Annotated in this window: 16 protein-coding genes; 11 read left to right on the top strand and 5 right to left on the bottom strand. The window is 60.4% G+C overall.

Annotated features, from left to right (window positions below):
- The first annotated feature begins 14 nt into the window (after nt 1-14).
- The 7 genes from algG to KW846_RS09280 all read left to right on the top strand — a co-directional run bounded on the left by algG (nt 15) and on the right by KW846_RS09280 (nt 9467).
- Complete coding sequence (gene algG / locus KW846_RS09310; protein ID WP_218482037.1) at nt 15-1592, top strand: mannuronan 5-epimerase AlgG; 1578 nt, start codon at nt 15-17, stop codon at nt 1590-1592.
- 10 nt (nt 1593-1602) lie between these two features.
- Nucleotides 1603-3051: an alginate O-acetyltransferase gene (locus tag KW846_RS09305; RefSeq protein ID WP_218482036.1), complete on the top strand. Its 1449-nt coding sequence runs from the start codon at nt 1603-1605 to the stop codon at nt 3049-3051.
- Nucleotides 3052-3059: 8 nt separating this feature from the next.
- The gene (locus KW846_RS09300) at nt 3060-4184 is read left to right on the top strand and encodes a mannuronate-specific alginate lyase (protein WP_218482035.1); all 1125 of its coding nucleotides are present in this window, start codon (nt 3060-3062) and stop codon (nt 4182-4184) included.
- Between the two features lie 195 nt (nt 4185-4379).
- Nucleotides 4380-5945 (top strand): MBOAT family protein, encoded by a 1566-nt coding sequence (locus tag KW846_RS09295; RefSeq protein ID WP_218482034.1) that lies wholly within the window; start codon nt 4380-4382, stop codon nt 5943-5945.
- Nucleotides 5946-5956: 11 nt separating this feature from the next.
- Entirely contained in the window at nt 5957-7132 is a 1176-nt protein-coding gene (locus KW846_RS09290) for an alginate O-acetyltransferase (protein ID WP_218482033.1), read from the top strand.
- Between the two features lie 14 nt (nt 7133-7146).
- Nucleotides 7147-7803 carry an alginate O-acetyltransferase AlgF gene (locus tag KW846_RS09285; protein ID WP_218482032.1) on the top strand — a complete coding sequence of 219 codons (657 nt, stop codon included), beginning with the start codon at nt 7147-7149 and terminating at the stop codon, nt 7801-7803.
- A gap of 212 nt (nt 7804-8015) precedes the next feature.
- Nucleotides 8016-9467 (top strand): mannose-1-phosphate guanylyltransferase/mannose-6-phosphate isomerase, encoded by a 1452-nt coding sequence (locus KW846_RS09280; RefSeq protein WP_218482031.1) that lies wholly within the window; start codon nt 8016-8018, stop codon nt 9465-9467.
- An 86-nt stretch (nt 9468-9553) separates the two neighbouring features.
- On the opposite strand, the gene KW846_RS09275 is transcribed toward KW846_RS09280, so the two are convergent.
- Entirely contained in the window at nt 9554-12262 is a 2709-nt protein-coding gene (locus tag KW846_RS09275; protein ID WP_371321735.1) for an RHS repeat domain-containing protein, read from the bottom strand.
- Nucleotides 12263-12513: 251 nt separating this feature from the next.
- On the opposite strand from KW846_RS09275, the gene KW846_RS09270 reads away from it, so the two are divergent.
- The 3 genes from KW846_RS09270 to KW846_RS09260 all read left to right on the top strand — a co-directional run bounded on the left by KW846_RS09270 (nt 12514) and on the right by KW846_RS09260 (nt 14344).
- Nucleotides 12514-12978 carry a multidrug transporter gene (locus tag KW846_RS09270; protein WP_218482030.1) on the top strand — a complete coding sequence of 155 codons (465 nt, stop codon included), beginning with the start codon at nt 12514-12516 and terminating at the stop codon, nt 12976-12978.
- A gap of 32 nt (nt 12979-13010) precedes the next feature.
- Nucleotides 13011-13835 (top strand): SDR family oxidoreductase, encoded by an 825-nt coding sequence (locus KW846_RS09265; protein WP_218482029.1) that lies wholly within the window; start codon nt 13011-13013, stop codon nt 13833-13835.
- Nucleotides 13836-13954: 119 nt separating this feature from the next.
- Nucleotides 13955-14344: a DUF4440 domain-containing protein gene (locus KW846_RS09260; RefSeq protein ID WP_218482028.1), complete on the top strand. Its 390-nt coding sequence runs from the start codon at nt 13955-13957 to the stop codon at nt 14342-14344.
- A gap of 195 nt (nt 14345-14539) precedes the next feature.
- Here the strand turns inward: KW846_RS09260 and KW846_RS09255 are convergent, their stop codons facing one another.
- From KW846_RS09255 to KW846_RS09240, 4 genes are all read right to left on the bottom strand, one after another.
- Nucleotides 14540-15403, bottom strand: coding sequence for an HlyD family secretion protein (locus KW846_RS09255; protein WP_104449348.1), 864 nt, complete (start codon nt 15401-15403; stop codon nt 14540-14542).
- Nucleotides 15404-15427: 24 nt separating this feature from the next.
- Nucleotides 15428-15628 carry a DUF1656 domain-containing protein gene (locus KW846_RS09250; RefSeq protein WP_015096751.1) on the bottom strand — a complete coding sequence of 67 codons (201 nt, stop codon included), beginning with the start codon at nt 15626-15628 and terminating at the stop codon, nt 15428-15430.
- The gene (locus KW846_RS09245) at nt 15618-17810 is read right to left on the bottom strand and encodes an FUSC family protein (protein WP_218482027.1); all 2193 of its coding nucleotides are present in this window, start codon (nt 17808-17810) and stop codon (nt 15618-15620) included. The genes KW846_RS09250 and KW846_RS09245 overlap by 11 nt, the downstream gene beginning before the upstream one ends.
- A 138-nt stretch (nt 17811-17948) precedes the next feature.
- Complete coding sequence (locus KW846_RS09240; protein WP_218482026.1) at nt 17949-19448, bottom strand: efflux transporter outer membrane subunit; 1500 nt, start codon at nt 19446-19448, stop codon at nt 17949-17951.
- Nucleotides 19449-19738: 290 nt separating this feature from the next.
- Here KW846_RS09240 and KW846_RS09235 point away from each other — a divergent pair, with 290 nt between their 5' ends.
- Entirely contained in the window at nt 19739-20707 is a 969-nt protein-coding gene (locus KW846_RS09235) for a LysR family transcriptional regulator (RefSeq protein WP_007972623.1), read from the top strand.
- Nucleotides 20708-20777 lie beyond the last annotated feature (70 nt).

Here is a 20777-nt window from a genome sequence, read left to right as displayed (position 1 = left end):
AGGGAGTCCCCGACATGAACAGTGCCAAGAAAGGTTCGTTGACCTTGCTGGCCGGCGCGATGCTACTGGCAAGTGCGGCTGCCTTCGCGACTGTGGAGCCCGCTGCGCCCGCCAAGCCGGCCACTGTTGCCAAGGAACTGCAACAAGCCAAGACCTACACCGTCAGCAGCGCGCCGACCGCGCCGCTGGAACTGGCCAAGCCGACGCTGCCGGACGTCTCGGGCTACACCGCCGAGGCCATCGCGAAAAAAATCGTGCGCAGCAAGGTCGGCAAAGTCAGCGTGCGCCGGATGATGCAGGAAGACGCACTGAAGGACTTCATCGGCGGGGACAACAAGATGGCCGAATGGGTGGTGCGTCAGCACGGCATCCCCCAGGCGATCTTCGTCGACGACGGCTACATGAACCTCAAGGACGTGGCGAAGAAACTGCCGAAGTACGTCATCGAAACGTCACCGGGCGTGTACCTCGCCAGGCTACCGATCGTGGTCGGTCGTCACGGCATTCTCGAAATCGACAAGCAGACCCAGGAACTGCGCTTGTCCCAGGAGGCTGGTGCGTTCCTGGTCAACGACGGCCAACTGTTCGTTCGCGATACCAGGATCACTGGCTGGCGCGAAAAGGACAACGGCCCGGCGACGTTCAATTCGCCGAAGGAATTCCGTCCGTTCCTGCTGGCCTGGGGTGGTACCGAGACCTACATCGCCAACAGCAAGATCGCCAGTTTCGGCTACGCCAACAGTAAGTCCTACGGCGTGAGTATTTCCCAGTACACGCCGAACATGGCCAAGGTGCTCAAGCGTCCTGAGCCGACCGGCTGGATCGTCGGCTCCGAGTTCTCGGACATGTGGTACGGCTTCTACTGCTATGAGACCCGCGACTTCGTGGTCAAGGGCAACACCTACAAAGACAACATCGTCTACGGCATCGACCCGCACGACCGTTCCCACGGTCTGATCATTGCCGACAACACGGTGTACGGGACCAAGAAGAAGCACGGGATCATTATTTCCCGTGAGGTCAACGACAGCTTCATCTTCAACAACCGCAGCTACGACAACAAGTTGTCAGGCCTGGTGATCGACCGTAACAGCGTGAACAACCTGATTGCCCACAACGAGATCTACCAGAACCACACCGACGGCATCACCCTCTACGAGAGTGCCGACAACCTGCTGTGGGGCAATCGTGTGTTGAGCAACCGGCGCCACGGCATCCGCATTCGTAACAGCGTGAACATTCGCCTGTACGAAAACGTCGCCATGGCCAACGGCCTGACCGGCGTCTACGGCCACATCAAGGACCTGAGCAACACCGACCGTGACATCAAGCTCGACCCGTTCGACGCCCAGGTGTCGCTGATCGTGGTCGGCGGTGAGCTGGCGGCCAACGGCAGCGGCCCGCTGTCCATCGACTCGCCGCTGAGTGTCGAGTTGTATCGCGTGTCCATGCTCGCACCGACCAAGTCCAGCGGCATCAGCTTCACCGGCATCCTTGGCGAACGCCAGGATGAAATTCTCGACCTGCTGGTGCGCCAGCAGAAAGCCGTGCTGATCGACCCCGTCGAACGCCAGACCGAAATGCGGGACTGAGGATAATCTTATGCACCCACACTTGATCAAATTACTCAGCCTGTCGGCCCTGACCGCCGGCATTCTCGCGGCCAGCACTGGCGCGCGTGCCGATGAAGTTCAAGCGCCCAAGTTCAGCGCCGAACCGTGCTGCAGCCTGTGTCCGGCCGCCCACGACGCGAAGAACTACACCACCCGCTATCAGCAGAACTTCACCACGCTGGTGCAGGCCCAGGGCGACTGGCTGTTCCGTACGCAGGAAGACTTGCGCACCGAGTTCGACACCACGCCCGCCGGCTACAAACGCATGAAACAGCTGCACGATGCGTTCAAGAGCAAAGGCGTGGAACTGGTTGTCGTGTACCAGCCGACCCGTGGCCTGGTGAACCGCAACAAGCTCAACCCGGCGGAGAAAGCCAGCTTCGACTTCGACAAGGCGCTGAGAAACTACAAGACCATGCTGGGCCGCTTCGCGCAGATGGGCTACGTCGTTCCGGACCTGTCGCCGCTGACCAACGAGTCGTTGCCAGACACCCTGCCCGCCCACGATTTCTACTTCCGCGGCGACCAGCACTGGACCCCGTACGGTGCCCAGCGCACGGCGAAAATAGTCGCCGAAAAGGTCAAGCAATTGCCTGAATTCGCCGACATTCCCAAGCGCGAATTCGAGACCAAAAAATCGGGTCGCATGGGCAAGACCGGAACATTGCACAACATGGCCGGTCAACTCTGTGGCACCAGTTACGCGATCCAGTACATGGATCAGTTCACCACCGAGCCGAAGGGCGAAGCGGGCGATGGCGATCTGTTCGGTGATTCCGGCAATCCGCAAATCACTCTCGTGGGTACCTCCCACAGTGGCAAGAACTACAACTTCGCCGGTTTCCTCGAGGAGGCCATCGGCGCCGACATTCTCAACGTGGCGTTCCCCGGCGGCGGCCTGGAAGGTTCGATGCTGCAGTACCTGGGTAGCGACGAGTTCCAGAAGAACCCACCGAAGATTCTCATCTGGGAATTCTCGCCGCTGTACCGCCTCGACCAGGAAACCATCTATCGCCAGATGATGGCGCTGCTGGACAACGGTTGCGAAGGCAAGGATGCACAGATGTCCGGCAGCGCCACGCTCAAGCCGGGCAAAAACGAGTTGATGGTCAACAGCAAGAACATGGACCTGCGTAACGCTAGCCACCAGGTCGACATCCGCTTCGCCGATACGTCGGTGAAAACCCTGCAAGCCACCCTCTGGTACATGAACGGTCGCCACGAGGACATCAAGATCGAAAAACCGGAAACCTCCGAGACTGACGGGCGTTTCGCTTTCGAATTGCGTACGGACGAAGACTGGGCCTCGCAAAACCTGCTGGCCGTTGAAGTCCAGGGCCCCGAAGCCGGTGCCGCGCCTCAGAAAGTCGAAGCGAAAATTTGCAAACGCAACGTATTCCCGGGTTCCGAGCAGCGTACTGCTTCGGTCGGGCAATGAGGTCTGCCATGCGCAATCCGAAATTATCAACACTGTTGGCACCGACGCTCTTGAGCCTGGCGATGTTCGCCGGGGCCACGCAAGCGGCGGCGCCACTGCGTCCACCCCAGGGCTATTTTGCGCCTGTGGATAAATTCAAGTCGGGAGACAAGAGCGAAGGCTGCGATGCAATGCCGACGCCTTACACCGGCTCTTTGCAATTTCGCAGCAAGTACGAAGGTTCGGACAAGGCCCGCGCGACCCTGAACGTGCAGTCGGAAAAAGCCTTCCGCGACAGCACCGCCGACATCACCAAGATCGAGCGCGGCACCAGCAAGCGCGTGATGCAGTTCATGCGTGACGGTCGCCCGGAACAACTGGAATGCACGCTGAGCTGGCTGACAGCCTGGGCCCAGGCCGACGCGCTGATGTCCAAGGACTTCAACCACACCGGCAAGTCGATGCGCAAATGGGCCCTGGGCAGCATGGCTTCGGCGTATATCCGCCTGAAGTTTTCCGACTCCCACCCGCTGGCCACCCATCAACAGCAAGCGCAGTTGATCGAAGCCTGGTTCAGCAAGATGGCCGACCAGGTGGTCAGCGACTGGGACAACCTGCCGCTCGAGCAGACCAACAACCACTCGTACTGGGCCGCCTGGTCGGTGATGGCCACTTCCGTCGCCACCAACCGCCGCGACCTGTTCGACTGGGCGGTGAAGGAATACAAGGTCGGCGCCAATCAGGTCGACGCCGACGGCTACCTGCCCAACGAACTCAAGCGTCAGCAACGAGCCCTGGCCTACCACAACTACGCCCTGCCGCCGCTGGCGATGATCGCCAGTTTCGCCCAGGTCAACGGGGTGGACTTGCGTCAGGAAAACAATGGCGCACTCAAACGCCTGGGTGACCGGGTGCTGTCCGGGGTGAAAGACCCGGATGAGTTCGAGAAAAAGAACGGCAAGGAACAGGACATGACCGACCTCAAAGAGGACATGAAATTCGCCTGGCTCGAACCGTATTGCTCGCTCTACACCTGCTCGCCCGAGGTGCTGGCGAAGAAACACAAGATGCAACCGTTCAAGACCTTCCGCCTCGGCGGCGACCTGACCAAGGTCTACGACCCGGCCAATGAAAAGGGCAATAAGGGAACTTGACCTGTAGGAGCTGCCGCAGGCTGCGATCTCTTGATCTTGATCTTTAAAAGCAAGATCAAAAGATCGCAGCCTGCGGCAGCTCCTACAGAGTCAGCGTCAGGTGTGAGTTTTTTGTGTGTTGCCCTCCAGGTTTTCTTGGGGGGTTTGGGGGGGCCGTTGGCCCTTGACTGTTGGTTCAAACAAGGAGAGATCGGGATGGTTTTTTCGTCCAACGTGTTCCTGTTTTTGTTCTTGCCGATCTTCCTCGGCTTGTACTACCTGAGCGGGCAACGCTATCGCAATCTGCTGCTGCTGATTGCCAGTTACGTGTTCTACGCCTGGTGGCGTGTGGACTTCCTCGCACTGTTCGCCGGCGTCACGCTGTGGAACTACTGGATCGGCCTGAAAGTCGGTGCCGCCGGGGTCAAGACCAAACCGGCGCAGCGCTGGCTGCTGCTCGGTGTGGCCGTCGACCTGTGCATCCTCGGCTACTTCAAGTACGCCAACTTCGGCGTCGACAGCATCAACGCGATGATGACGTCGGTGGGCCTGGAGCCTTTCATCCTGACCCACGTGCTGCTGCCGATCGGGATCTCGTTCTACGTCTTCGAGTCCATCAGCTACATCATCGACGTCTACCGTGGCGACACTCCGGCGACCCGCAACCTGATCGACTTCGCGGCGTTCGTGGCGATCTTCCCGCACTTGATCGCCGGTCCCGTGTTGCGTTTTCGCGACCTGGCCGACCAGTTCAACAACCGCACCCACACCCTCGACAAGTTCTCCGAGGGCTGCACGCGGTTCATGCAGGGTTTCATCAAGAAAGTCTTCATCGCCGACACCCTCGCGGTGGTGGCCGACCATTGCTTCGCCCTGCAAAACCCGACCACGGGCGATGCCTGGCTCGGCGCCCTGGCGTACACCGCACAGCTGTATTTCGACTTCTCCGGCTACAGCGACATGGCCATCGGCCTGGGCTTGATGATGGGTTTCCGCTTCATGGAAAACTTCAAGCAGCCGTATGTCAGCCAGTCGATCACCGAGTTCTGGCGGCGCTGGCACATCAGTCTGTCGACCTGGCTGCGTGACTATCTGTACATCACCCTGGGCGGCAACCGCAAAGGCACGCTGATGACCTATCGCAACCTGTTCCTGACCATGCTGCTCGGTGGTCTGTGGCACGGCGCGAACATCACCTACATCGTCTGGGGTGCATGGCACGGCATGTGGCTGGCGATTGAAAAAGCCATCGGCCTGAATACTTCGCCACGCAGCTTCAACCCGATCCGCTGGGCAATGACCTTCCTGCTGGTGGTGATGGGCTGGGTGATCTTCCGTGCGGAAAACCTGCACGTCGCCGGGCGCATGTACGGCGCGATGTTCAGCTTCAGCGACTGGTCGCTGTCGGAACTCAACCAGGCCAGCCTCACCGGCCTGCAAGTGGCAACGCTGATCGTGGCCTACGTGACCCTGGCGTTCTTCGGCCTGCGCGACTTCTACACCAATCAGCCTCCGGTCAAGACCAAGCCTGCGGTGAATGTCGACAGCGACGGCCCGGCCACTGCTACACCGGGAACGATCAAGGCTGTACCAGGAGATAACCCGGCGAGCATCCACCAGCCTGGCTACACCGTCGGCGTCGAAGCCCAGGTGCAACCGGCCTACTGGACCGCTGACTGGTCGCGCTACGTGATGCGTGCGCTGGTGCTGCTGCTGTTCATCGCCTCGATTCTCAAACTCTCGGCGCAAAGCTTCTCGCCGTTCCTTTACTTCCAGTTCTGAGGGATCTGACCATGACCCGCTCATTACGCATCTTCTACATCGCGCTGTTCCTGGTGACCCTGCTGGTGCTCGGTCTGTGGTCGGTGCGCAGCTTCTTCGGCTTCAGCACCAACGCCGATGCGACGGTGCTCAACGGTCGCTGGACCAAGGCCGTGGAAACCCACTACGACGACGAGTTCCCGATCAAGCGCCTGGGCACCAATCTCTGGGCCGCGCTGGATTTCAAACTGTTCAACGAAGGTCGTCCGGGCGTGGTGCTCGGCCGCGACCAGTGGTTGTACAGCGATGAAGAGTTCCACCCGGTGGTCAACGAAGAGCTGAACCTGCAAGGCAACTACGCGCTGGTCGAAGGCGTGCGCCAGACCTTGAAAGAGAAAGGCGTGCAACTGGTGATGGCGGTGGTGCCGGCCAAGGTGCGCCTGTACCCAGAACACCTCGGTGAGGAGAAACCGGCGAGCATCCACGCCAACCTCTACAAGGACTTCCACCAGCGCCTGGCCGCCGACCGGATTCCGGCCCCTGACCTGCTCGGCCCGCTGCAACAGGCCAAGCAGAACGGCCAGCAAGTGTTCCTGCGCACCGATACCCACTGGACCCCGGAAGGCGCCGAGATCGCGGCCAACCGTTTGGCCAAGACCATCGCCGACAAGTACCCGCTGAGCGGCGAACCGCAGCGCTTCGTCACCGAACCGGCCGAAACCGTCACCCACAAGGGCGACCTGCGTCTGTTCCTGCCACTGGACCCGCTGTTCGAAAACCTGATGCCTAAACAGGAGCAATTGCAAAAGCGCAATACGGTCGCCGCTGAAGATCAGCCCGCCGGCGACGACGCGCTGTTCGCCAACACCGAAGTGCCAGTGGCCCTGATCGGCACCAGCTACAGCGCCAACCCCAACTGGAACTTCGTCGGTGCGCTCAAGCAGGCGCTGCACAGCGACGTGGTCAATTACGCCGAAGACGGCCACGGCCCGATTCTGCCGATGCTCAGCTACCTGAAAAGCGATGCCTTCAAGAACAGCCCGCCTCAGGTGCTGATCTGGGAGTTCCCTGAACGATATCTGCCTGTGAACAACGAAATCGGCGACGCCGACCCGCAGTGGGTCGCAGAGCTTAAACAAGCCGGCGCCCGCCAACAAAACGTAGCCATCAACAACAAATCCGAGACGCCCGACCGGGCGCAAAACTGAAAGAGAGGTACACCATGACTTTCACTACAACTCCTCGTCGTCTCGCCAAACGCCTTGCCCTGGTTGCCGGCCTCAGTGTGCTGTCGGTACAGGTTTTCGCCGCTGGCGACGCAGCCCTGTACGGCCCGACCGCACCGAAAGGCTCGACCTTCGTGCGCATCTACAACGCCAGCAACGCCGAAGTCAGCGCCACCGTCGGCAGCACCAGCCTGAGCGAGGTCGCGCCTCTGTCGAGCAGTGACTTCAGCTTCATGCCGGGCGGCGACTACAGCGCCAAGGTCGGCAGCCAAAGCCTGCCGGTGAAACTGGCCGGCGACCACTATTACACCCTGGTCAACAACGCCAGCGGCGCACCGCAACTGATCGAAGAGCCGCCGTTCAAGAACAAGCAGAAGTCCCTGGTCCGCGTACAAAACCTCAGTGACAAGGCGCTGACCCTGAAAACCGCCGATGGCAAGACGGACGTGGTCCCGAACGTTGCGCCCAAGGGTCGCGGCGAGCGTGAAATCAACCCGGTCAAGGTCAGCCTGGCGCTCTATGACGGCACCACCAAAGTCGGCGACGTGAAACCGGTCGCCCTGGAACGCGGTGAAGCCGCGGTGCTGTACGTCACCGGCAGCGGCAGCAGCCTGTCGCCGGTCTGGGTGAAACGCCCGGTATCGACGCGCTAATGAATTTATCGAAAGGCCGGCATTAATCGCTGTAGGAGCTGCCGCAGGCTGCGATCTTTTGATCTTGATTTTTTGCGCTCGTCAGGACGCTAAAGATCAAAAGATCGCAGCCTTCGGCAGCTCCTACAGCAGCCTTTCGACACGGAACAAAAACAAGAGTGAAACGACAGAACGCAGTAGCTCTAACCAATCGATATTCAAGGAGTAACAACATGATTCCAGTGATCTTGTCAGGTGGTAGTGGCTCACGTCTTTGGCCGCTTTCCCGCAAACAATTCCCTAAACAGTTCCTGGCCCTGACCGGCGAACACACCCTGTTCCAGCAAACCCTGGAACGCCTGGTGTTCGAAGGCATGGACACGCCGATCGTGGTCTGCAACAAGGACCACCGCTTCATCGTCAACGAGCAATTAGCGGCGCGCAAACTGGAATCCCAGCGCATCCTGATGGAGCCGTTCGGTCGCAACACTGCGCCGGCCGTGGCCCTGACCGCGATGATGCTGGTCAATGAAGGTCGCGACGAACTGATGCTGGTACTGCCGGCCGACCACGTCCTGGAAGACCAGAAAGCCCTGCAACGCGCCCTGGCCCTGGCCACAGTCGCCGCCGAAAACGGTGAAATGGTGCTGTTCGGCGTGCCGGCCACCAAGCCGGAAACCGGTTATGGCTACATCAAGTCGACCAACGACTCGCTGCTGCCTGAAGGCGTCAGCCGCGTCTCGCACTTCGTGGAAAAACCCGACGTGAAGCGCGCCACCGAGTTCGTCCAGTCCGGCGGTTACTTCTGGAACAGCGGCATGTTCCTGTTCCGCGCCAGCCGCTTCCTCGAAGAGCTGAAAAAGCACGATCCGGACATCTACGACACCTGCCTGCTGACCCTGGAACGCAGCCAACAGGATGCCGACACCATCACCTTCGACGAAGCCACCTTCGCCTGCTGCCCGGACAATTCCATCGACTACTCGGTGATGGAAAAAACCCAACGTGCCTGCGTCGTGCCGCTGACCGCCGGCTGGAGCGATGTCGGTTGCTGGTCGTCGCTGTGGGAAGTGAATGCAAAAGACGCCAACGGCAACGTCACCAAAGGCGACGTGGTGATCCAGGACAGCAAAAACTGCATGATCCACGGCAACGGCAAACTGGTGTCGGTGATCGGCCTGGAAAACATCGTCGTGGTCGAAACCAAGGACGCCATGATGATCGCCCACAAGGACAAGGTCCAAGGCGTGAAACAGATGGTCAACACCCTCAACGAACAGGGCCGCAGCGAAACCCAGAACCACTGCGAAGTCTACCGTCCGTGGGGCTCCTACGACTCGGTGGACATGGGCGGCCGCTTCCAGGTCAAGCACATCTCGGTCAAACCGGGCGCCTGCCTGTCGCTGCAAATGCATCACCACCGCGCTGAACACTGGATCGTGGTCAGCGGCACGGCGGAAGTGACCTGTGACGAGAATGTGTTCCTGCTGACCGAGAACCAGTCGACCTACATTCCGATTGCTTCGGTGCATCGCCTGCGTAATCCGGGGAAGATTCCGTTAGAGATCATTGAGGTGCAGTCGGGTAGTTATCTGGGTGAGGACGATATCGAGCGGTTTGAAGATATCTATGGGCGGTCTACGCCGGTTGATCGTGGAGTTGCGGTGAAGACGATCGCGCAGTAAGCGTTTACGAAAAAATAGCCCCCATTCAGCTCACTGCGTCCCCTATCCGCAGTGGGTTGAACGGGGGCTTTTTTTTCCAGGACCATCTACCAGGGAAAGTGCTTATTGTTGACTTCATCTACGTTGAGCGCATGAATAAGGCTTTCCACTGTGGATGCATTCAACAAATTGACTTTAACCCTTAAGGATGCATCAGCTTGATACTTTTGGAGTACCGATCTCAGCACCGGTTCGACCCCCTGAGCTTCGATAGCCGAGACTGCATCAAGCCCATCAATCGCCCCAATAAACAGCCCTATATCCAGCCGTGCACCAGCCGCCAGCGGATTTAACGCAATGATTGCAGCCTCTTGTCTTTCCAAGTCCTGATCACTCTTCATGCCAACACTGGCCTTTCGTTGATTTTTATAGGACCAAATATCCTGAGTTGCAGCAACTGAATGACTGGTTTCATGAATAAAAATGCGAGCAAAAGCAGCTCCATTGGCGCGATCATTAACCTGTGAAGTCAAGTAGATTTTGGGATCATCCTGAAAGGTATAGATTGGTCCATTTTTACTAAAACCAACCATCACAATATCTTGGCCCTTTGTTTTTTGATGATGAGCAATCCCCTGAGAAATCTTATTAATTCGCTCTATCACCGCCTCCGCCGTCTCATGAAGGTTTATTACACTTTCAGGCGTTTCACCGAAATAATCCCTGAGAATAGATCCGACTGTTTCGGGATTTTTCAGTTTTTGGGAGGCAGTCGCAAGCATTTCCAAACTGTCATCCACTCCTTGATAAATATGCTCTTCAATTTTCGGGTACACCTTTCCGATCTCTTTCGCCCCACGCCTCAATACTTGAATACCCCGCTGTTTAAAATATTCGCCCTCTGCAGGATCATCTCCGGCCAGCCCCATCGAATCCTTTAAATTTAAAGGAGTGTTACTGACCATTGAGAAGAAATTGCTCCCATCAATAATGCCTGCCGGATCCGGATTCAACCACCGCTGCCACCAAGGTACGTAATACCTGAACCCATAGTAATAAAGTCCCGTCGCGTCCCGCTCTTTCCCCGAATAACGCACCGTTCTGTAACTCGCCTCCACCTCCCCGCGTCCGGCGAACCAGGCGGTGGTACCAAACGGGTGGTAACGCTCCTGGCTGATCACTTCACCGTCCTCGTCGAGTTCCAGGGCGCAGGAACCCAAATGATCATTCAGGTGGTAGCGGTATCGGTCATTGGCGCTGCCCTTCGGCGGCGCCGACTCCCAATGCAACACCCGCACACTGCAGCGCCCGGCCTGGACGTTGACTACCTGCAACACTTCGCCCGTACCGCTGTGGCTGCGCAGTTCCAGGTTTGGCAGATAGCGGGTTTCAGCGACCAATGTCCGGGCATGGGCCAGCGTCTCGCGGACTTTGCGCAGGCGCATGCCGTCGGCACCGTAGACATAACGTTCGCGGTCATTGACACCCGAATCGCGTACCACCGGCCGCACTTCGACCAACTGGTTGCGCAGGTCCCAGGCCAAGGCCTGCCCCGGTTGTAACTTAAGCAAGTTGCCGTTGCCGTCAAAGCCTCGGCGGAAGTCGTCCTCACCCGGCTCCACGCCCTCCAGCACCGGCAAACAGCGGTTGCTGTGCGCTGCTGCCACCAATCGATGACCGTGGCTTTGCGGACCTTCGTGGGTCAACTCCAGCAGATTGCCGCCCAAGTCGTAGTGATAGGTCTGGCGGAAATTGGCGCAGGCCGCGGGATCGTCGAAAGTTGCAAACTGCGGCCCCTTGTTTGAGCCCCCTGCCTCCCAGCCAGTGGCTTCAATCAGTTGCGAAAAACTGTCGTAGCAATAATGGCTGGTCGGCTCAATGCGCTGGTTGGCGAAGTAGCGAATCGGCAGCGCGGCATCCTTGATGCTCAGCACATTGCCCACCGGGTCGTAGGCGTGGTTCAGGTCTTGCAGGGCTTCGTTGCCGCGTTGGGCACTGATGCGGGTCAATCGGCCATTTTGCGCGTCGTATTCCAGCGTGGTGATTACGCCATTGCCGGCGACTTCCCGTTCGGTCTGGCCGTGGGCGTTGTAGGTGATGGCGCTGACCAGCGTTTTCGGGGTGGGTGTGCCGTTGAGTTGCAGTCGAACCTCCAGCAACTGCCCGTCGAGGGTCTGGCTGAACAACTGGCGGTGACCCTTGGCATCGGTTTGATGGGAGACCTCGCCCAACGCATTGACCTGTGAACGGGTGGTGGCGCCCTCGCCCGGTTCCAGCAGCCACTCGCGATCCACTATCGACTCCGGCCAGTCCGGCAGCGCCAGGTCGTTCAGAAAATGCCGCGTCTGCTCCAGCGCCGTGCCGTGCAATCCGAACTCGGTATATCGCTGCGAGCCCGCCGGGTCATCGTGGCGGATCAGTTGGCCGCATTGGTTGCGCTCGGCAGCAGCCGGATCGCTCGCGCCGTAACTCAAGCGCTCAGTGCAAAGCGCTTCGCCGTCCAGCGGCTGCTCAAACACCGATACCGGGCGCAACTGAATGTCGTATTGCATCCAGCGCTGAGAGCCCCGGCCATCCCAGTGGTGGACCGGTTGCCCAGCCTCCCCCAACAGCGCAACACGCAGTCCGGCATCAACGCTATCCGTGCACAACACGGCACCGGACAGCGCGTGAATCGTTTGCAAATTTGGCGCTGCTGAAGCGTCCAGAAACAATCGCGGGTCCCACTGCGCAATCGCTCGCCCCGCCCAATCATGGACCGTGCGATTGACCCGTGTCTGAGGGAGCACACCGTCGTTGTCACGCCAGTAACCCACGGCACGCACCACCAGCCCACGAGGGTCATTCGCGGTCAGGCTCGGGGTGTAGCGGTGGATTGAAGGGGTTGCGGGCACAGTTACCTCTCCGGGATCACTCCCCCCATGTAAGCCCGCCGCTCAGACGCCTGCCTACTGTCAGAAATTACAGTTCAGACCGACGGTTTCAAACGCCTTCGCCACACCCTGCCCATCGCCAATCCCCCCCCCGCTTAGGTAGGATGACCCTCTCTATTCCCGAGATTTACGTCATGTTCATCGGCGTCCTGCTGGTCATCACCTGGCTGATCCTGCTGCTGCGCTACCCGGCCAAGGCTTTGCCCGTATCCGTGGCTGCCGCCGTTGGGCTGGGCATCGTCGCGACCTGGGTCATCTGGATGGACCACCGCGAACTCAAGCAACTGCAACGCCTGGAGTTGCGCATCAGCTATGCGCCCGGGCATTGCCCGGCCGACCGGCCGCTGAAACTGACGATGAACAATGGCAATGACGTGCCGCTGACGGAACTGCGCTGGCGGGTTGCGGCCTATGCGCCGGGCGATACGGTGAACCTGGCCGACAACCAATACTCCGCACCGCGTTATCGCGGCCCCGGCGAATTGCAGGCTGGTGGCAACTGGGAAGATTGCTTGCCGCTGCCGCCGTTGCGCCCTGGCTACCGGCCGGAAACCCTGGAGTTTCGCGCCGAGCGATTGCAGGGTAGTTTTTCCGACTGACCCTCCCCTATTTTTTGCACAAGGAATGCGCCATGCCCGTTGCGTTGATTACCGGTTGCTCCAGCGGCATTGGCCGTGCCCTTGCCGATGCGTTCAAGGTCGCCGGCTATGAAGTCTGGGCCAGTGCCCGCAAGGCCGAAGATGTCGCGGCACTCACCGCCGCGGGTTTCACAGCCGTGCAACTGGATGTCAACGATGCCGCTGCGCTCGAAGCCTTGAGCGAGCGGATCAACCAGCAAACCGGCGGCCTCGATGTGCTAATCAACAACGCGGGTTATGGCGCCATGGGGCCGTTGCTCGATGGTGGCGTACCGGCCATGCAGCGCCAGTTCGAAACCAATGTGTTCGCCATCGTCGGCGTCACCCGCGCCTTGTTCCCGGTGCTGCGTCGGGCCAAGGGGTTGGTGGTGAATATCGGAAGCGTGTCCGGCGTACTGGTCACGCCATTCGCCGGCGCCTACTGCGCTTCGAAAGCTGCCGTACATGCCTTGAGCGATGCCTTGCGCATGGAACTGGCGCCGTTCGGCGTGCGGGTCTTGGAGGTCCAGCCGGGGGCCATCGCTTCCAGCTTCGCCAAGAATGCCGGGCACGAAGCCGAGCAACTGATCAGTGAACAATCGCCGTGGTTTCCGCTGCGTGAAGGCATACGCGCCCGGGCCAGGGCTTCCCAGGACAGGCCGACCCCGGCCAGTGAGTTTGCAGCCGGATTGCTCAAGGCCGTGCAGCAAGCCAAACCGCCACGGCTGATCCGCTTGGGCAATGGCAGCCGCGCGTTGCCGCTGATGGCCAGTTTGCTGCCCAAGGGTTTGCTCGAATCCGGGCTGATGAAGCGGTTCGGGTTGCGTGGGCAGCTCTGAGACCGCATCGCCGCTATCGCGAGCAGGCTCGCTCCCGCATTTGAAATGCGTTCCCCTGTGGGAGCGAGCCTGCTCGCGATGGCGCCGGAACAGACACTGCAAATTTCAGGAGTGAGTTGATGACCGACTACACCGAATACTTCGACGAAGTGATCCAGGCCCACGAGGCCATCGAACAATGGCTGGCCGAGGAACGCGACGCGTCCGATCTCGAAAAACTGCTAGTGCGTTTTTCGCCGCAGTTCTCCATGGTCTCGCCGCTCGGCCGGGTGCTGGATTTTGACGCGCTGAACGACCTGTTCACGCTGGCGGGCGGCAAGAAGCTCGGGTTCAGGATCGAGCTCAGCGAGTTGCTTGGTATCGCGTTGTACGAGGGTGGCGCAACCGTGAGCTACCGCGAGCAACAGACCGATGCGACCGGGTTGCACTCGGATCGTCGTTCCACGGTTGTGTTCGAGAAGTTAGATGACAGGATTCTTTGGCGGCATTTGCAGGAGACCTTCTGCTGAACACGACGACGATCAACTGTAGGAGCGAGCCTGCTCGCGATGGACGTCAACGATAACGCGTGCATTCTGAATACACGCGGCGTGCTCTGGTTCATCGCGAGCAGGCTCGCTCCTACAGGGGATTGCATTCCAAAATGTGGGAGCGGAGGTGCGGCGATCCGACTTGCTCGCGAAGCAGGCGACTCGGTCTACCGGCTATGCCCCACCCTCTTGCTTCACCACCACCGTACAGGTAATCCCCGCCGCCAACACCACACCCTCCGGCACTTCATCGATGTGAATGCGCACCGGTACCCGTTGCGCCAGGCGCACCCAGTTGAAGGTCGGGTTGACGTCGGCGATCAGTTCGCGGCTCTCCGGGTTGTCGCGGTCGTAGATGCCGCGCGAGATGCTTTCCACATGGCCCTTGAGCACTTCGCCGCTCATCAGTTGCATGTCAGCCTTATCGCCGACGCGCACGCGGGGCAGCTTGGTTTCTTCGAAAAAGCCGTAGACCCAGAACGAGTTCATGTCGACCACGGCCATTTTCGCCTCGCCGATGCGCGCGTAGTCGCCGCGATGCACGTTGAGGTTGGTCACGTAGCCGTCTACCGCGGCGCGCACTTCAGTGCGTTTGAGGTTGAGTTCGGCGGCCTCCAGTTGCGCCTGGGCCTGCTGGTAATCAGCCAGGGCCGAGTCGGCGAGATTACTGGCGTCGTCGCGGTTTTCCCGGGAGATCACCAGGTTGTCCATATCGGCTCGACGATGGGCATTGACCTTGCGCATCTCCCAGGTCGCCTTGCGCGATGCCACCAGACTCTGCGCTTGCTTGACCGCCAGACGGTAGTGCTCGGGGTCAATCTGCATCAGCAAATCGCCTTTTTTCACCAGCTGGTTGTCGCGCACCGGCACGTCCACCACTTCGCCGGTGACGTCGGCGGCAACGTTGATGATGTCGGCACGCACGCGGCCGTCACGGGTCCACGGCGTGTTCATGTAGTGCTCCCACAGGGAGCGGCCGATCCACAACGCGAGGGCCAGCACCAGCAGGGTCGCGAGCAGGCTGAAAAACTTTTTCATCGGGGCATTCTCAGTAATAGAGAGTCAACGGTAGACAGTCAGCGCCATGGCGCCGAACAGACAGGTAAACAGACTCAGGCGCAGCAGCGCCGGGTGCCAGAAGAAGCGGTACAGGTCGAACCCGGACAGGAACCGGTCCAGCGCCCAGGCCAGGGCTGCCGCGATGAAAAACATCAGGGTCATGGTCGGCATGTACACGCCGTGGAAGGCGATTTCACGAGGCATGTTCTAATCCTTTTGGCTGGCTGCTTGTGAAGGCCGCGAGCGGTGATTGCGGATCGAGCAGTGAGGTGCGGATGAAGTGCAGGTAGCTCTTCACCCGGCGCAACGCCGAGGTATCGAAGTGCGGGGCGAAAGGTTCGTCGGTGGACTGCACACGGCTGATCGCGTGATCGACCGCGATCAACGCGCGTTCGAGGTTGCTGCTGTTCGGTTGCAGGAACAGCCGCACCAGCGCACGCCCCATCACCCGGATCGCCTGGCGCCACGGCTGGGATTCGGCATAGGCCGGATGCACCGGCAGAATCGCCTGCTCCTTGCGCAATTCGATGATCGCGTGGCCGACTTCCAGCACCACGAACATCCAGCGCAACAAGTCCCGCTGCACCTGCGGTTGGCCCGCTGCGAAGCCGTAGGCCTGATGCACCAGGTCGCGGGTGCGGCTTTCGAAACTCGACGCCAGGCCCTTGAGCTTGCCGCTGATGGCGTACACCACCTGACCACGCAGGTCCTGCTCCAGGCGACGCCACAACCAGCGGCTGTTGGGCGGCAGAATGATCGCTCCGGCCGCTGCGCACACCAGCATGCCAAGCACCATGGCGATGTAGTCGTTGATGAAGGTGTAGGGGTTGTAGACCGTGAGGTTGTCCGGCACCGAACCGGTGCTGAAGAAGATCAGCAAGCCCAGGCCGACGCCGACGTATTGCGGCCGCGAGGTCAGGAACGAGCCGAGTACGATCACTGGCGCGAGCATCACGCACAGCAACGGAAATCCATCGATCCACGGGAAAATGAAAAACATCTCGACGAAGCCGATCAATGCCCCGAGCAATGTCCCGCACGCCATCTGAAAGGCCATGCGCTTGGGGTTCGGGGTAGCGGCGGACAGGCCCACGGTCGCGGCGGCAATCAGGGTCATGGTCGCGCCGCTTGGCCAGGCGGTTGCCACCCAGTAGCTACCCAACACCACCAGAATGAATGCCGCGCGTATCCCCGATGCTGCCGCTGCCATCCAGTTGGTTTGCGGGGTGAACGGCTCGTCCCAACGCTCTCGTTCGTGACTGTGATCAGCCAGTGACGCGTGGGTCTGGGCATAACTGTGCAAGTCGTCGACAAAGCGATAGAGCAGTTCGTAGGCGGTGTGGAAATCCAGTTGCCCGGCCTCGCTCGGGTTGCTCTGCTGGAACGTCGCCCGCAGACAGCGCACCCGCGCCGGTAAACCTTCCTTGTAGGCGCTCAGCACCGTGACCAGACGCGCTGCATCGGCGCTGGTCAGGGCACGCCCACTGAAGCCGTCGAGCAGCTCGGCGAGGTCCTGCAAGCCGGGTTTGATCGCCTCCACCACTTGGTCCGCCGCGCTGCTGCGCAGGCGTTCGAGCAACTGGTGCAAGGCGTTGAAGCGCGTGGTAATGCCCATGAATTCGCTGTTCAGGCGACTGAGCCGGCCATTGCGCCGACGCATGTGCGGGTCTTCGAAAACAGTGACGCTGCGCAAGCCTTCCAGGCCTACGGCTTCGGCGATGAAACGCACGTTGCCGGCCTCGAACGCCTCGCGCTGACTGCGACCGCGCAAGCCGTCGGTGACGAACAGGGCGAACACGCCGAAGCGCTGGTACAAGGCATTGCGCATCGCCGCGCTGGCCGATTGCGGCAGGATCGCCGCACTGACCAGGGTCGAACAGAGAATGCCCAACGAGATCTCCAGCACCCGCCAGACCGCCGCCATGAACGCACCCTCCGGATGGGCCAGCGCGGGCAAACCGACCATCGCGGCGGTGTACCCGGCGAGGACAAATCCATAAGCACGGAAGTTGCGGCAGCGCGCGGCACCGGCCGTGCAGATACCGACCCAGATCGCCAGCGAACCGAGGAACAGTTCAGTGTTCTGCGCAAACAGGGCGATTAGCGCAACCATCACCGCCGACCCGGCCAGGGTGCCGAGAAACCGATAGAAACTTTTGGCGAACACCTGGCCGCTCTGCGGCTGCATGACGATGAACACGGTGATCATCGCGGTACGCGGTTGCGGCAGCTCCAGGCGCATGGCCAGCCAAAGCGTCAGGAACGCCGCGATCAGCACCTTGAAGATGTAGACCCAGGTCACGCCGTCGCTGCGTGCCCAGTCGAAGAAACCCCGACGCCATTCCAGGGAGTACAGCCAGCGCAAGGGTGCGGGCAAGGGAGTCATCAAATCCTGCTCAATAAATTCCAGTGAAAACCGGAACCTGTGGGAGCGGGCTTGCTCGCGAAGAGGGAGTATCAGGCGACAAAAGTGTCATCAGACACACCGCCTTCGCGAGCAAGCCCGCTCCCACAGGTCTTGTGTTCAACGTAAAAGGCTCGGGGTTTTCGGTGCCTGGGTCTGTTCGGCGTTCGGCACGTCGTTGCCGGCACCGAGACCACCGCCCAACGCCGTCACCAATTGCGCATGGGCGCTCAAACGCGCGGCCTGAACCTGCTGTTGCACTTGCTGCTGCTTGAACAGCAGGGTCTGGGCGTTGAGCACGTTGAGGTAGTCGGTCAGGCCACGCTGGTAGGCGATCATCGCGATGTCGTAGGTCTTCTGCGCGGTGGCCACCGACTCGGCGGCGAAAGCCTGTTGCTTGTCCATGGACTCGCGGCGGATCAACTGGTCGGAGATGTTTTTCAGGGCATTGACCAGGGTCTGGTTGTACTTGGCCACGGCGATGTCATACCCGGCCGAGGCTTCACCCAACTCCGCACGCAGGCGCCCGCCATCGAAGATCGGCAACGAAATCGCCGGCCCCACGCTGTAGTTGAGCTTCTTGCCGGTCAAGAACTCCAGGGCCCCGCCGCCGGTGGCCATGTAGCCGAGGCTGCCGACCAGATCGACGTTCGGGTAGAAACCGGCATGGGCAACATCGATGCCCCGCGCCTGCGCCGCCACTTGCCAGCGGCTGGCGACCACGTCCGGGCGTTGGCCGAGCAATTGCGCCGGCAGCGACGACGGCAGTTTCAGCGGTGCACCCAGCGACAGCGTTGGCCGCTGCAACTGCGCGCCCTCCCCCGGGCCCTTGCCGGCGAGGGCGGCGAGCTGGTTGCGGCTCAAGGCGATTTCTTCGTCGAGGGCGTCGATCTGGCGATGGGTTTCCGGCAGCGGCGTCTCGGCCTGGCTGACTTCGAAATGGGTGCCGATGCCGCCCTTCAAACGCTTCTGCGCCAGCTCAAGGATCTGCTGTTGCTGCCTCAAGGTCGCATCAACGATGTCCCGTTGCGCGTAATGCAGCGAGAGTTCGATGTAGACGCGCACGATGTTGTCCTGCAACTCGAGCTGGGCCTGTCGCGCTTCGGCGACGGTCATGTGCGCCATGTCCACGGCGCGCTCGGTGGCATTGCTTTCACGGCCCCAGAGGTCGAGGGCATAACTGAAACCCAAGGCCGCGTTGTTGTCCCAAGTGGTGCTGTTGGCCAGCTCGCCGGGGCCATAGAACTGGTCGGTAGGCCAGTTGTGACGCTTGAGGGTCGAGTCCCCATTGATCTGCAGCGACTCGGCCGCTTGCGCCACGCCAGCCATGGACCTGGCCTGACGTACCCGGGCGGCGGCCATCGCCAGGCTCGGGCTGCCTTGCAGGGCGAGGTCGATCCAGCGGTTCAGTTGGGGGTCGCCATAGGCTTGCCACCATTGCGCGGTGGGCCAATTCGCATCTTGTGCGGCGCTCTGGATTGCTTCGTCGGTGGCCAGTGAATTGGCCTCCAGCGCCTTGCCCTGCGGGGCAATACCTCCGGTTCCGATGCAGCCGCTGATAGTCAGGGTTAAAGCCAAAACACTGAGCGGCTGAAGCGCTCTGCTGATGCGACGCGGCACTGCTGAAAATTCCTGAGGGGAGGGAGATCACATGTCTGGACCGTAAACACGGTCCCCTGTAGGAGCTGCCGAAGGCTGCGATCTTTTACAAGCAAGATCAAAAGATCGCAGCCTTCGGCAGCTCCTACAGAGGTGGACGCAATTCTATGGGGGGGCTTTGACGGCGATAAGCTGGGATTCCTGTGAATCTTTGTTACCGTTAACGAGATAATCCGTATGTCGATCTTTAGTCGCCTGTAAATAAACAGAAACTTCGTGTCACAATTTGTCATTCGACGAGAGAGCACCCCATGGACACTTTGCAAAACATGCGCGCCTTCAGTTACGTGGCCGAAGCCGGCAGCTTCACCGCCGCCGCCGTGCAACTGGACACCACCACGGCCAACGTCTCGCGCGCGGTCTCCAACCTGGAAGCCCACCTGCAAACCCGCCTGCTCAACCGAACGACCCGCCGCATCGCCCTGACCGAAGCCGGCAAGCGTTACCTGTTGCGCTGCGAACAGATCCTGGCCTACGTCGAAGAAGCCGAAGCCGAGGCCAGCGACGCCCACGCACGCCCGGCCGGGCAACTGAAAGTGCACACCATGACCGGCATCGGCCAGCATTTCGTGATCGACGCCATTGCCCGCTACCGCAAGACCCACCCGGACGTAACCTTCGACCTGACCATGGCCAACCGCGTGCCGGACCTGCTCGACGAGGGTTACGACGTGTCCATCGTCCTCGCCCGCGAACTGCCGGATTCGGGTTTCGTCTCCCAGCGCCTGGGCATCACCTACAGCATCGTTTGCGCCTCGCCGGCCTACGTCAAAGCCAACGGCTGCGCACAAAAACCCAGCGACCTGCTCAACCACGCCTGCCTGCGCCTGGTCAGCCCGGTGATCCCGCTGGAAAAATGGGCCTTCGACGGTCCTGACGGCCAGGAAATGGTGACCATCAACAGCTCACCGTTTCTGGTGAACTCCGCCGACGCGATGAAATCCGCGATCATCAGCGGCATGGGCGTTGGCGTCCTGCCGCTGTACGCCGCCATTGAAGGCCTGCGTAACGGCACGCTGGTGAGGGTGATGCCCAAATACCGCTCGCAGGAACTGAACCTGTATGCGATCTACCCTTCGCGCCAGTACCTGGATGCGAAGATCAAGACCTGGGTCGAATATTTGCGCGGATCGTTGCCGGAATTGCTGGCGGCGCACCAGGCGGAATTGGCGGCTTATGAATTGAGCGGGAGTCTGGGCGGAGTTCGGGTGGCGAATTAAGCCAAATCCCTACCCTGTAGGAGCTGCCGCAGGCTGCGATCTTTTGACTTTGATTTTTCAAGATCAAAAG

It is taken from the genome of Pseudomonas sp. PDM32 (genome assembly GCF_019219225.1).
Taxonomy (GTDB): Bacteria; Pseudomonadota; Gammaproteobacteria; order Pseudomonadales; family Pseudomonadaceae; genus Aquipseudomonas; species Aquipseudomonas laurylsulfatiphila.
This window is presented reverse-complemented; position numbering and strand designations above follow the sequence as displayed.

Excerpts from the sequence above, each read along its gene's own strand:
- KW846_RS09300 (WP_218482035.1), top strand. The coding sequence starts at position 3,060 with ATGCGCAATCCGAAATTATCAACACTGTTGGCACCGACGCTCTTGAGC.
- KW846_RS09255 (WP_104449348.1), bottom strand. The coding sequence starts at position 15,403 with ATGAAAAAGTTTTTCAGCCTGCTCGCGACCCTGCTGGTGCTGGCCCTC.
- KW846_RS09245 (WP_218482027.1), bottom strand. The coding sequence starts at position 17,810 with ATGACTCCCTTGCCCGCACCCTTGCGCTGGCTGTACTCCCTGGAATGG.
- KW846_RS09305 (WP_218482036.1), top strand. The coding sequence starts at position 1,603 with ATGCACCCACACTTGATCAAATTACTCAGCCTGTCGGCCCTGACCGCC.
- KW846_RS09260 (WP_218482028.1), top strand. The coding sequence starts at position 13,955 with ATGACCGACTACACCGAATACTTCGACGAAGTGATCCAGGCCCACGAG.
- KW846_RS09270 (WP_218482030.1), top strand. The coding sequence starts at position 12,514 with ATGTTCATCGGCGTCCTGCTGGTCATCACCTGGCTGATCCTGCTGCTG.
- KW846_RS09265 (WP_218482029.1), top strand. The coding sequence starts at position 13,011 with ATGCCCGTTGCGTTGATTACCGGTTGCTCCAGCGGCATTGGCCGTGCC.
- KW846_RS09290 (WP_218482033.1), top strand. The coding sequence starts at position 5,957 with ATGACCCGCTCATTACGCATCTTCTACATCGCGCTGTTCCTGGTGACC.
- KW846_RS09280 (WP_218482031.1), top strand. The coding sequence starts at position 8,016 with ATGATTCCAGTGATCTTGTCAGGTGGTAGTGGCTCACGTCTTTGGCCG.
- KW846_RS09235 (WP_007972623.1), top strand. The coding sequence starts at position 19,739 with ATGGACACTTTGCAAAACATGCGCGCCTTCAGTTACGTGGCCGAAGCC.
- KW846_RS09250 (WP_015096751.1), bottom strand. The coding sequence starts at position 15,628 with ATGCCTCGTGAAATCGCCTTCCACGGCGTGTACATGCCGACCATGACC.
- algG (WP_218482037.1), top strand. The coding sequence starts at position 15 with ATGAACAGTGCCAAGAAAGGTTCGTTGACCTTGCTGGCCGGCGCGATG.
- KW846_RS09295 (WP_218482034.1), top strand. The coding sequence starts at position 4,380 with ATGGTTTTTTCGTCCAACGTGTTCCTGTTTTTGTTCTTGCCGATCTTC.
- KW846_RS09285 (WP_218482032.1), top strand. The coding sequence starts at position 7,147 with ATGACTTTCACTACAACTCCTCGTCGTCTCGCCAAACGCCTTGCCCTG.